The sequence below is a fragment of the Ferrimonas lipolytica genome (assembly GCF_012295575.1).
Classification (GTDB): Bacteria; Pseudomonadota; Gammaproteobacteria; order Enterobacterales; family Shewanellaceae; genus Ferrimonas; species Ferrimonas lipolytica.
Genome location: NZ_CP051180.1, coordinates 1780763 through 1791314, shown reverse-complemented (window position 1 = coordinate 1791314; position 10552 = coordinate 1780763). Strand labels below are relative to the sequence as shown.

At 47.8% G+C, this 10552-nt stretch carries 12 protein-coding genes; 6 read left to right on the top strand and 6 right to left on the bottom strand.

Annotated elements, in window-relative coordinates; genetic code table 11:
- Positions 1-776 precede the first annotated feature (776 nt).
- Both HER31_RS08385 and HER31_RS08380 read left to right on the top strand, forming a co-directional pair.
- Complete coding sequence (locus HER31_RS08385; protein ID WP_168660149.1) at positions 777-1694, top strand: polyprenyl-phosphate transporter; 918 nt, start codon at positions 777-779, stop codon at positions 1692-1694.
- 51 nt (positions 1695-1745) lie between these two features.
- Entirely contained in the window at positions 1746-2336 is a 591-nt protein-coding gene (locus HER31_RS08380) for a DUF938 domain-containing protein (protein ID WP_168660148.1), read from the top strand.
- On the opposite strand, the gene HER31_RS08375 is transcribed toward HER31_RS08380, so the two are convergent.
- The gene (locus HER31_RS08375) at positions 2333-3478 is read right to left on the bottom strand and encodes a GNAT family N-acetyltransferase (protein ID WP_168660147.1); all 1146 of its coding nucleotides are present in this window, start codon (positions 3476-3478) and stop codon (positions 2333-2335) included. The two genes, HER31_RS08380 and HER31_RS08375, sit on opposite strands and share 4 nt — an antisense overlap.
- 315 nt (positions 3479-3793) lie before the next feature.
- Here HER31_RS08375 and HER31_RS08370 point away from each other — a divergent pair, with 315 nt between their 5' ends.
- Positions 3794-4681 (top strand): aspartoacylase, encoded by an 888-nt coding sequence (locus tag HER31_RS08370; protein ID WP_168660146.1) that lies wholly within the window; start codon positions 3794-3796, stop codon positions 4679-4681.
- Positions 4682-4710: 29 nt separating this feature from the next.
- Positions 4711-5232: a glycosyltransferase family protein gene (locus tag HER31_RS08365; protein WP_168660145.1), complete on the top strand. Its 522-nt coding sequence runs from the start codon at positions 4711-4713 to the stop codon at positions 5230-5232.
- 39 nt (positions 5233-5271) lie between these two features.
- Here HER31_RS08365 and HER31_RS08360 read toward each other — a convergent pair whose 3' ends face one another.
- Entirely contained in the window at positions 5272-5973 is a 702-nt protein-coding gene (locus tag HER31_RS08360) for an SGNH/GDSL hydrolase family protein (protein ID WP_168660144.1), read from the bottom strand.
- Positions 5974-6317: 344 nt separating this feature from the next.
- On the opposite strand from HER31_RS08360, the gene HER31_RS18890 reads away from it, so the two are divergent.
- Both HER31_RS18890 and HER31_RS08355 read left to right on the top strand, forming a co-directional pair.
- Positions 6318-6449, top strand: a complete 132-nt coding sequence (locus HER31_RS18890) for a hypothetical protein (protein WP_275060711.1) — start codon at positions 6318-6320, stop codon at positions 6447-6449.
- 296 nt (positions 6450-6745) lie between these two features.
- The gene (locus tag HER31_RS08355; RefSeq protein WP_168660143.1) at positions 6746-7585 is read left to right on the top strand and encodes a 23S rRNA (adenine(2030)-N(6))-methyltransferase RlmJ; all 840 of its coding nucleotides are present in this window, start codon (positions 6746-6748) and stop codon (positions 7583-7585) included.
- A 101-nt stretch (positions 7586-7686) separates the two neighbouring features.
- On the opposite strand, the gene HER31_RS08350 is transcribed toward HER31_RS08355, so the two are convergent.
- The 4 genes from HER31_RS08350 to crr form a co-directional block, all read right to left on the bottom strand.
- Positions 7687-8355, bottom strand: coding sequence for a M15 family metallopeptidase (locus HER31_RS08350; RefSeq protein ID WP_168660142.1), 669 nt, complete (start codon positions 8353-8355; stop codon positions 7687-7689).
- The gene (gene dapE / locus HER31_RS08345) at positions 8349-9482 is read right to left on the bottom strand and encodes a succinyl-diaminopimelate desuccinylase (protein ID WP_202983619.1); all 1134 of its coding nucleotides are present in this window, start codon (positions 9480-9482) and stop codon (positions 8349-8351) included. The genes HER31_RS08350 and dapE overlap by 7 nt, the downstream gene beginning before the upstream one ends.
- Positions 9475-9840, bottom strand: coding sequence for an ArsC family reductase (locus HER31_RS08340; protein WP_168660141.1), 366 nt, complete (start codon positions 9838-9840; stop codon positions 9475-9477). The genes dapE and HER31_RS08340 overlap by 8 nt, the downstream gene beginning before the upstream one ends.
- A gap of 183 nt (positions 9841-10023) precedes the next feature.
- Positions 10024-10533 carry a PTS glucose transporter subunit IIA gene (crr, locus tag HER31_RS08335; RefSeq protein WP_168660140.1) on the bottom strand — a complete coding sequence of 170 codons (510 nt, stop codon included), beginning with the start codon at positions 10531-10533 and terminating at the stop codon, positions 10024-10026.
- Between the last annotated feature and the right edge of the window lie 19 nt (positions 10534-10552).

The following is a 10552-nucleotide window of genomic DNA, read 5'->3' as shown; positions in this document are numbered from 1 at the left end:
TATCAATTTCGCCGTTATTTATTGTTCTGAAGTCCCCATTCCCCTAACGGAAACAACATGGGGCGAATGCAGCTAGATTACCCCTAAATAGGTATCTTGTCTGGTTAAGATTTGTCTAAATTAGGTAATTGTGCAGTTGTTCACGCTGATGGTGATTCGATGTGAACTTGATCCATTTAAGAATCGTAATTAGTAACTGTTAGCTATAAATGGCTAATAAAAAACCACTGCACATCCAAGTGCAGTGGTTAAATCAAAACTTTCGCCGTTGTTCATTCTTATGATGTGCCCATTCCCCTAACGGGAACAACATGGGGCGAATGCGTGCATACTACCCACTATTAGGTATCTTGTCTGTTGTTGATTTTAACAACAATAAATAACTGTGGAGTGGTTCACGCAAGCGTGGGCAATTTGTGAACTTAATCCATTTAGGTTAGCTCTAACGGGTAGCTAATGTATTGAATAGGCAATAAAAAACCACCGTACATCCAAGTACGGTGGTTAAATTAAACTTTCGCCATTATTAATTATTGTTGATGTGCCCATTCCCCTAACGAGAACAACATGGGGCGAATGCGGGTAGAATATACACCGGTGCATGCATTGTCTTGCGCTAATTTGTCTGAATGTAACAACTTGTGTCGCCGTTCACGTTCTGTCCAGCGCCGCGTGATCGCAGTCACTCAAAGCGAGAAACTAAGGTACTACCTCAGTGCCTATCGCAGTGATTAGTCGTTATAATTCGCACTCACTTTTTGAAGAATACAGTATCCATGCAAATCGATTTTCGTACATTTTTGAAGGGCGTTGCTATGGGAGCCGCCGATGTGGTTCCCGGCGTCTCTGGCGGCACTATTGCCTTTATTTCTGGTATTTATGATCGCTTACTCGAGTCGATTCGACGGATAAACCCAAGCTTGATTGGCCGCTTAAAACAAGAGGGCGTAGTCGCAGCATGGCAACATATTAACGGCACCTTTTTGTTGACGCTATTGACTGGTATCGTCACCAGTATTGCTAGTCTTGCTCGCGTCATTAGCTATCTATTAGAAAACCACCCAATCCCAGTTTGGAGCTTTTTCTTTGGCTTGATTGTGATCTCGATTGTTCACATTGGTAAACAGGTTGGTGGAGCTAAACCTGCCAATATTATTGCTGCGACAGTGGGCTTTGGTTTTGCCTACTTAATTACCGCAGCCAACCCATTAGCGTTGGATCCCACGCCAGTAAACATTGTATTAGCCGGTATGGTGGCGATTTGCGCAATGATCTTACCGGGCATAAGCGGTAGTTTTATTTTGCTACTACTCGGTTTGTATGTGCCAATTATCGGGGCTATTAAGGCTGCTGAATTTTCCATTATTGCCATGTTTTTGGCTGGCGCGGTAATGGGGCTGCTTACCTTTAGTCACGTACTGTCATTTTTGTTGACACGCTTTCGGACAGTGACGCTTTCGTTTCTGTGTGGCCTGATGATAGGTACCCTTAATAAGGTTTGGCCATGGAAACAAACGCTGACTACTCGTATTAACTCTAAGGGCGTCGAGGTACCGCTGACGGAGCAGTCGTTAACACCATGGCAGTTTATAGAGGTTACCGGCAGCGACCCGCAGATTATTATTGCTATTATGTGTGCGTTGGCTGGTTTTGGCTTAGTCTGGGGATTAGAGCGTTTTGCTAGTCAAGATTAATTGGTCGTACCGACAACATTAACATTGATATTTTATCGCCAAGGAGGGCCAATGTTAGCGCCATTTTCACAAGCGTGCGAAAACAATAAAGCACCTATTTTTGAACGATTACAACAGCACTTTGCGGCGTCGCAGCGAGTGTTAGAGATCGGTTCTGGTACCGGCCAACACAGCGTCTATTTCGCCCCACGACTGCCGCATTTACAGTGGCATTGTAGCGACCGCAACGACAATCATGAGGGTATTAATGCTTGGCATAGGCAGCTCCCGGCAGCTAACCTGCACCAACCAGTGTCGCTCGATGTTAATGATCAACTGTGGCCACTAACAGGGTTTGATGCAGCCTTTAGCGCCAACACCATCCACATAATGTCATGGCCTGAAGTAGAGTTGATGTTTCAAGGGGTGAGCCGAAATATGGCCTCATCAGGTCGCTTCTGTTATTACGGTCCATTTAACTATGGTGGTCAGTTTACTTCTGCTTCGAACCAAGCCTTTGATCAACACCTGCGCCGCACCGCCACGCATATGGGAATCCGCGATATTGAAGCGGTTATCGATCTGGCACAGCAAAACGGCTTTCAGCTATGTAATGACGATGCCATGCCCGCCAACAATCGATTGTTGTTGTTTCAACGCTAACGGCTCTGCTTGAATGGCAAACTTGCGTTAAGTTGATTCATTCGCTGTTGCAGTAATTGCAGTTCTTGGCGGCAGTAATTGTCGATAGCGTCAGCAAATGGGGAGTCAAACAATAGTGCGGCACCATAAACCCAGGTCGGTTCAAATCCGCGGGCGATCTTATGTTCGCCTTGAGCACCGGGATCAAATCGGCGTAATCCATGCTTGATACAGTACTCAATCCCTTGGTAATAACACAGCTCAAAGTGCAGCCCTGGAATATCGACTAAGGCCCCCCAGTAACGGCCATAGAGGGTGGTGTCGTCGCGCAAACAAAGTGCGGCGGCCAATAGCTTCTGTTGGTTGTCAAAAGCCGCAATCATGACAATATTGTCTGGCATGGTTGTCCCCAACTGCTGAAAGAATTGTAAAGACAGATAACCGGGACGATTGGCGCGCTTTAAGTAAGTGGTGTGATAGCAATGGTAAAATCGCTGCCACATGGCGTTGTCGATTTGGTGCCCGCTAACCACCTTTATTGACATCCCACTGGCATGAACACGTTGGCGCTCTTTGACGATATTCTTTCGTTTACGTGCGGTTAGGCGAGCGAGAAATTGCTCAAAGTGTTGGTACTGGTTGTTGTGCCAATGAAACTGGATCTCTCGTCGCGCCAGCCACCCTTGTTGGCTTAGTGCTTGCTGCAACCTGTCTGAGCCAAAAAGTAGTTGGGCATTGCTCGCCCCTAATTGCTGTGCTCGTTGTTGCATACTGTCACTAAATGCACGAACTACAGGCTCCAGCGCTTCACCCTTAGCCAAGCCGATTCGAGCACCTGTTGACGGGGTGTAGGGAATAGCACAGAGCAGTTTAGGATAGTAATCAAGCCCATGTCGTTGATAAGCCTCAGCCCATGCCCAATCAAATAGATATTCGCCATAAGAGTGCAGTTTGATGTAATTCGGAGCCGCTGCGATTAAGCTATCGTTACGCCACAGCAACCAGTGTTGAGCTAGCCATCCAGACTTGCCGCCAACGCTACCACTTTGCTCTAACGCCAATAGATACTTATGGTTGGTAAATGGATTGGAGTTAGGGAACAACTGGCACCATTGAGATGAGCTAATCGCGTCAATCGAATCGACAAATTCGGCACGTAACATCGAAATGCCTAATGATGAATGATAGTCACCAAGATAGCATTGTGATCGCGATCATCACACTACTAATAAATGACTGCTTTTCAGCCATATAGATCGCTCAAGATCGTGCTGGTGAAAAAATCATCACGCCATAAAGCTAGGCGGCTCAGGGGTTGTTACAGTTATCCACAGATTTACCCCCGAGATTTGTGGGTAACCTATCGATGATAAAATCGATCATTGTTGTTGTAGATATAAGCAGTTGATTCAGAGGTGCTATTATCGGGCTGACTGTTTTGGCACACTGAGTGAATAACAATTCAAAGGGGTAAGATCATGACGTCGGCTTTGCAAGTACTTATTGTTGGTGGTACTCACGGTAACGAGTTCTCTGGTATTCAACTGTTGCAGCGCTGGCAGCAGCAACCATTGCGGTTTGATAATCTAATGGTGCAAACCCTGTTTGCTAATCCTAAGGCCAATCAAGCGAATCGGCGTTTCCTTGATGATGACCTCAATCGAGAGTTCACGCCAGAGCGCCTATGTGACTTTAATCTAGTCAATTATGAAGCCTTGCGTGCTAAATCGATCAACCAACAGTTTGGCCCTAAAGGGGCGAGCCAGACCGATTTGGTTATCGATCTGCACAACACTACCGCCAATATGGGGCCAACGTTGATTTTGCTGCAGGATTGCCCATGGGAACGTCAACTGGCTGCATACGTTAAGGCGCAGATGCCTGAGGCGGTCATCTTGATGGAGCTTGAGAAGTCGTATCAGCAATGGGGCTACCTGTGCACCATTGGAAAGCGAGGGGTTATGGTAGAGGTTGGGCCCCAGCCACAGTCGGTATTACGCCACGATATTTTAGATCAGATGGATCAGATGACTCAGCTGATTTTGGAGTTTGCCTCACTGCATTGTCGCCAAGAGTTGCCGCAATTGAGTCATGAGGTTGAGGTGTTTACCAGCGTCGAAAACATTACTTTACCGTTGAACGACGAGGGCAAACCATTGGCGATGGTGCACCGTCGGGTGGAAGGCAGTGATTTCACAGAGCTCGCCCCTGGTGAACCTATTTTCCAATACTTTGATGGCAGCGTTGGCTACTTTGAAGGTGAGCGAACGCTGTACCCAACCTTTGTCAATGAAGCGGCCTATTACAACACCTTTGCTGCCTTTTCGTTAGCGGACAAACTTAAGCTTGAAGTGCCAGCAGTTTGATATGTTGATTATTCTTATAGGAGGGTTCGATGAGCCATAAGCTGGTTACGCTGTTACTGGCAACGGCTGATGCAACCATTGCTGCTAACCAGTCGTTATCGACGTCCTTTGGTGATACCACAGTGTTTGAGCATTGCGCTGGGCAGCTCTATCGGGCTATTAATGCCCCCCACTATGTGGCGCACGCACCAAACTCGCTATTGCCGCATTGTATCCAAGGTATTGTTATCAAATCCGATCTGGCAGAGCAGGGGTTGGCGCTACTGTTAGCGGAAGGTGTTAGCCGCATTAGCACCACCAAAGCGGAGCAAATCTATCTGGCATTACCGCATCAAGTGGAGCTAACCGCGGTGGATCATCAACAACTATTGATGCGCCATATGCGAACGACTAAAGCGGTGTGCACGGTAACTGATGGCAAAGTGGGTCTTCCGGCAATTTTTCCAAGAACTGACTTTAACAAGCTGCTAATGCTCAAAAACGACTCAGAGTTGATGGCACTATTGTGTCAATTGCCGCCTGAACAACAGCTGCAGTTAGGCGGAGGTTAATTGGCTTACTGGTAACTTAGGCCGCGCTACCAGATAAGATTAGCCTAGCCGTTGGGTAATTCTTTCCGCAACAGCTTGGCCCCACAAGCGGTAGGTGTTGGCGCCGGGATGCAAACCGTCAATGGCGAGATCAGCGCCTAATTCCGGTACCGAGGTTAGCTCGGTATTGGGCTGCTGTTGCACCCATTGGCGTAGATGCCGGTTAAAGGTGTTGGCTCGCCATCCTAGCCATGCGCGTAACGGTTGTGGAAATTTAGGAAAACGCCCCATCGGTGGTAGCTCCGCAATCAAGATCAGCCTTGGTTTGGTCTCATTACGAAGCTGTTCTACCACTGTGTTAAGTTGCTGCAGCCAGCGCTTAGCAGAGTCGGTGCTTTTGGCGTCGTTTACTCCTAATGATATCACTAGGACGTCAAACTCTTCGGTTAACTCACCCGTTAAAATTTGCTCGGTTTCAGCGGTTTTGAGGCCACTTTGGGCACGTAATTGCCAAGTTAGATCAAACTGTTGTGACAAATGATTTGCCAACTGGCCAGACAACGCCTGCTGTTGTTGCGCTACCCCCACTCCCGCGGCGGCGCTATCGCCTACAATCATCAACGATAGTGGCTGTTTATTACCGATACCTATCCGCCCTTGCCGGTCTCCAGCTGCTTCAGGCAGTTTAGGTAGACGCCAACGCAGCCACTTTCCTTGCAGTATTAAAATTGGTGCGAGCAATATAGTTGCGGTATCTGGCACGGGGTGCGCTCCTTGAATGTAGTCGACGCTCATTGGCAAATACGATGCCAGTGAAGTTTAGCGATAACAAATAGGTAACATTATTTTGGTAAATTAACGAGTGTTGCGTTGGCAATTGGGAGCCTTGCTGTCTCTTTAGTTGTTGAATTCACCAATTGTGGCGACAAATGTAATTAATGTGAGTTAGATCACCAAATATAAACATCCAATAATCAGTTAGTTAATTTTAAGCGCTGCGATAATGTCGCATTAGTGAGTTTCAACTATGCAATTCGTTAATTTCAGTTGTTACACTCCGCCGCATTGAAGCTTGGTAGTCGAGCTTTCCTATAGTGGAGCTCAGCATGTTTGAAGTGGTGTTATTGGCCTTACTGGCAATCCCAATTACGTTGTTTTTACGGCCGATATTGGCGTTCTTATGGGCATTTATCGTTGATGCCATTGCGCGTCGGTTGGGTGAAGACATCGACGATTAAGCGCGTATATCAAGGTACAGTTTTGGCACGGACCGCTAAACATTAGACTAAAGTCGTATATGAGGTTTGTTAGCTAGGTTCGTTATGAGTATTTTATTATCTTTGGTGGTATCCGCCGTATTAGTGCCATTTGTGTCGCCACTGGTTGACCGTGTAATCGATAATTTGGCAGAGCGGCTGTCTTCGGAAAAGCGTAAATAGGTTCAACAGAACTAGAAAATCTGCTTAAGAACCATCGTAAGCGCCTCCGAGTTTGGTATATTAGCCGGTCTTTCCAGTAACCGAGCTTCCTCACTATGCTGAGCTATCGCCACAGTTTTCACGCTGGCAACCATGCTGACGTCTTAAAACACACCGTTCAAGCGCTGATCATCGATGCCCTTAAAGGCAAAGATAAGCCGTTTGTTTATCACGACAGTCACTCTGGTGCCGGGCGTTATGATCTGCAGTCTGAACACGCCGAGAAAACCGGTGAGTTTGTGGATGGCATTGGACGCTTATGGGGCCAGGACTGCCCACAAACACTGCACCCGTACCTGAAAGCGGTAAAAGAACTAAACCCAAATGGTGATTTACGCTATTACCCAGGCAGCCCAAAGCTTGCCGGTTTAATGCTGCGAGCGCACGATCGCCTGATGATGACCGAGTTGCACCCAACTGATTTTCCCCGCCTTAAGCAGGAGTTCGGGGGTGATCGTCGTGCCCAGATATTGAAAGCCGATGGTTATCAACAGATTAAGGCCAGCATGCCGCCTAAAGAGCGTCGTGGTATGGTGTTAATTGATCCTCCGTACGAGCTAAAAACTGAATATGATGATTTGGTTAAGGGCGTTGTTGAAGGCCATAAACGTTGGGCTACTGGCACCTTCGCTATTTGGTATCCGGTGGTTTACCGTGAGAACGTTGATTTTATTGAACGTCGCTTAAAGGCTTCAGGGATCCGTAGCATTCTCAAGATTGAAATGAATGTGATGGGCGATGCCAACACTCACGGCATGACAGGTTCGGGCATGATTGTTATTAACCCGCCGTGGAAGTTAGAGCAGCAGATGAATGATTTACTACCATGGTTAACCGAGAAGCTAACTCAAGGCATTGGTGCTCGCTTCAGCGTTGATTGGATCGTACCTGAGTAACTCAACAGCAACGGCTAGGGTTAACAGATAGAAAAATAGGAGCGTTAAGCTCCTATTTTTATTTGTGCAGTGGTTTGACTACTTGGCCAAGAAACACTTTATTACGGACTACTTATTCGGTAGCAGTAACGTTCAATCAAACCCGGTAGCTGCGCTAATATTGTTGCTTTTAACGAGATATCGCTATCGGTTAGGGTTTTTTCTAACAGCGATAGACTGAGCTGCTCGAGCGCGTTAGCAGCGACCGGTGCGTAGCTTAAATGCCATAATTCTGGCGCAACCCCTCCCAACTCCTGTTGGTAGGGACGAAAAAAACCGTAAGCAGCCATATTGGCATCAAGCCACTGGCTCAGGGCATGGTTTGGGCCACCTTGTTGGTATTCCCATGGTTCCAACGCTAAATCAGCCAATGTGATCTGTTTGGCGTCATAGATATCAACATCAGTCCCCCAATGATGACGTGAACCCCCGGGCAGTGCTGACCAGGCTAAGATGGCGTCTAATAGATCCGCATCACTCATCTGCTCGGCGCTACAGAGTTCCCCTTGGCGGTTATTGAGTGGTCGCTTGCCCTGCGCCTTGCCGTTAAAGATTGCCAGCTGGCGTTCAAAGGAGCGCCAGCCAGAGCAGATTTTAATATCAAAACCAGCATCTGCTGCCCCATGTTGTAAGGCAATAAATGCCTTAGCACAACGCCGCTCGAGCCGTTGCTGACCGATCTCGATTAGGTGCGATTGGTCGATACCGACAAGTTGCTCTGCATTCAGCACAGCAGATTTTCCAAGAGCTGCTCGTAGATGTCAGCCAATGTGTCTAAATCGTCAACGGCAACGCACTCATTGACCTTGTGGATAGTGGCATTACAAGGGCCAAGCTCGACTACCTGCGCACCGGTTGGGGCGATAAATCGTCCGTCGCTGGTGCCGCCGCTGGTTTGGGGATCAGTAGGGTAGCCGGTTACGGCTAATATGGCATCCTGAGTAGCCGTTAGTAGCTTGCCCTCACCGGTAAGGAAGGGTTCACCATTCAGAATCCAGTTTAGATCGTATTCGAGGTTGTGACGGTCTAGGATCTCTTGAGTGCGAACCTTGAGAACATGGGCGTGACTTTCGGTGCAAAAACGAAAGTTAAATTGTACCTCCAGTTCACCTGGAACAACGTTAGGTGCGCCAGTACCTGCGGCGATATTAGCTACCTGAAAGCTAGTTGGTGGGAAGTACTGATTGCCTTCGTCCCAACGGGTATGTGCTAGTTCTGCTAGTGCAGGGGCAGCAAGGTGAATTGGATTTTTGGCCAGATGAGGGTAAGCAACATGACCTTGAATGCCATGCACCGTCAGGCTACCGGTAAGGCTACCGCGGCGGCCGTTCTTTATAATGTCACCAACCTTGTCGGTGCTCGAAGGCTCGCCAACTAAGCACCAATCGATCTTTTCATTGCGAGCTTCAAGGGTTTCGACGACCTTGACGGTGCCGTTAATAAACGGCCCCTCTTCATCGGAGGTGATCAAAAAGGCGATTGACCCTTTATGCTCAGGGTGCTTTGCCACAAAGCGCTTAGTGGCGACCAGCATAGCAGCTAAAGACCCTTTCATATCGGCAGCACCACGACCGTAGAGCATGCCGTCGATAACCGTAGGCTCAAAAGGAGGGGTATGCCAGTGTTCTAACTTTCCGCTAGGAACCACGTCAGTGTGGCCGGCAAAACAAAAAAGTGGCCCTTGTTTATTGCGGCGGGCCCACATGTTGGTGGTGTCGTGAAACACCATCGACTCAATATCAAACCCACAGTTGCGCAGATAATCTGCCATTAACTGCTGGCAACCGGCATCATTGGGAGTGACTGATTCACGCCCTATCAGGTTCTTTGCTAGCGCCAGTACTTCAGAATCAATCATGCTGTGCCACCCATTGTTCAAAGTCTGCTGGCTTGAAGCCTACCGTTACGGCAGTGCCCAACTCAATCACTGGACGCTTTACTAGCGTTGGGTTAGCGAGCATTAGCTCAATTGCTTTCGCTTGGTCAACGTCTTGTTTGTCGCTGTCATCCAATTGGCGCCAGCTGGTTGAGCGAGTGTTGAGCAGCACTTTAAATTCAACTTGAGTTAGCCAGCGTTCAACTGTCTCGAGATCGAGTCCTTGTTCGCGGAAATCATGAAACTGGTAAGGGCGAGATTGCTGCTCTAAGTGCTTGCGAGCTTTTTTGACGGTATCGCAGTTCTTAATGCCAAAGAGAACCAAGTTGTTGCCAGACATATCGAGTGTTATTCCTTTTATCGTGCTTTAAGGCAGCATAACAGAGCGACCAGAATGGTTCACATGTACCAAGCAATTGGGTTGATAGCTGAAAGAGATAATATCGACAAGCTGTGGTTGCAAGGGGAGGGCATGGGCAATTTGGAACTAACCAACGCCACTGAATGCGGCGTTGGGCAGAGCTTAAAGTTCGATAGTGAGAATAGGAGTTACGCCAGCTTCTACTGTGCCTTCAAGCTTGTTTAGCTGTTTTACGTCTTCCATGTTGGCGATTACAACTGGAGTTAATACGCTTTTAGCGTGCTCTTTGAGGTACTCAAGATCAAACTCGAGAATTGGTTCCCCTGCTACGACCTTTTGCCCCTCTTCAGCTAAACGCTTAAAACCAGTACCGCGCAGTTCGACAGTGTCGATACCAAAATGGACAAAAATCTCTAAGCCAAGGGGGGACTCCATTGCAAAGGCATGGTTGGCATCAAAAATACGGCCGATAGTGCCATCAATCGGTGCTACAACTTGATTGCCGCTTGGATCGATAGCAACGCCATCGCCAACAATCTTTTCAGAAAAGACCACATCTGGGACGTTTTCGATAGGCACCAATTTCCCTGAAACCGGTGCGACTAACTCCACCCCTTCAATGGGTGCTTCGCGGTTATCGATGATGCGTCGTAAACGACTAAGAAAACCCATCTATTGTCCTTCCGTATAC

Coding starts and splice junctions, on each gene's coding strand:
- HER31_RS08385 (WP_168660149.1), top strand. CDS start 777: ATGCAAATCGATTTTCGTACATTTTTGAAGGGCGTTGCTATGGGAGCC.
- HER31_RS08380 (WP_168660148.1), top strand. CDS start 1,746: ATGTTAGCGCCATTTTCACAAGCGTGCGAAAACAATAAAGCACCTATT.
- HER31_RS08375 (WP_168660147.1), bottom strand. CDS start 3,478: ATGTTACGTGCCGAATTTGTCGATTCGATTGACGCGATTAGCTCATCT.
- HER31_RS08370 (WP_168660146.1), top strand. CDS start 3,794: ATGACGTCGGCTTTGCAAGTACTTATTGTTGGTGGTACTCACGGTAAC.
- HER31_RS08365 (WP_168660145.1), top strand. CDS start 4,711: ATGAGCCATAAGCTGGTTACGCTGTTACTGGCAACGGCTGATGCAACC.
- HER31_RS18890 (WP_275060711.1), top strand. CDS start 6,318: ATGTTTGAAGTGGTGTTATTGGCCTTACTGGCAATCCCAATTACGTTG.
- HER31_RS08355 (WP_168660143.1), top strand. CDS start 6,746: ATGCTGAGCTATCGCCACAGTTTTCACGCTGGCAACCATGCTGACGTC.
- dapE (WP_202983619.1), bottom strand. CDS start 9,482: ATGATTGATTCTGAAGTACTGGCGCTAGCAAAGAACCTGATAGGGCGT.
- HER31_RS08340 (WP_168660141.1), bottom strand. CDS start 9,840: ATGTCTGGCAACAACTTGGTTCTCTTTGGCATTAAGAACTGCGATACC.
- crr (WP_168660140.1), bottom strand. CDS start 10,533: ATGGGTTTTCTTAGTCGTTTACGACGCATCATCGATAACCGCGAAGCA.